This is a genomic window from Pseudomonas helleri (assembly GCF_009600315.1).
Taxonomy (GTDB): Bacteria; Pseudomonadota; Gammaproteobacteria; order Pseudomonadales; family Pseudomonadaceae; genus Aquipseudomonas; species Aquipseudomonas helleri_A.
On the sequence record NZ_WIWC01000149.1, the window covers coordinates 1 to 297 of the forward strand.

At 55.6% G+C, this 297-nt stretch carries 1 protein-coding gene; it reads right to left on the reverse strand.

Translation table 11 applies throughout. From position 1 onward, the window contains the following. Positions 1-114 precede the first annotated feature (114 nt). Positions 115-297 (reverse strand): type II toxin-antitoxin system RelE/ParE family toxin (locus GHN86_RS23185; protein WP_153387401.1); only part of this gene is annotated, 183 nt, incomplete at its 5' end.

Consider the following 297-nt stretch of genomic DNA (forward strand, 5'->3'; position numbering starts at 1 on the left):
AGCGTAGCTGGTGATAGGGGAGCCCGCAGAATTCGGAAAAAATCGTACGCTAAGGTTTTCTGATCAGTCGTAGGCTCGCCAGTTTGATGTATTCCGTTCCTGGCCCAGCCAAACCTATCGGTCTTCGCGGGTGTGCCACAGGCGCAGTAGGTAGATAGTGGAATCCACTATCTCGTAACGCATCTCGTAATGGCCGATCTGAATTCGGCGCACATCCCGTGGATCGAATTCTTCCAGGCGTTCGCCAATGCGCGGGTTGGCCAGCAGCGTGGAAGGTGCGGCTGTGAGTTGCTGCAC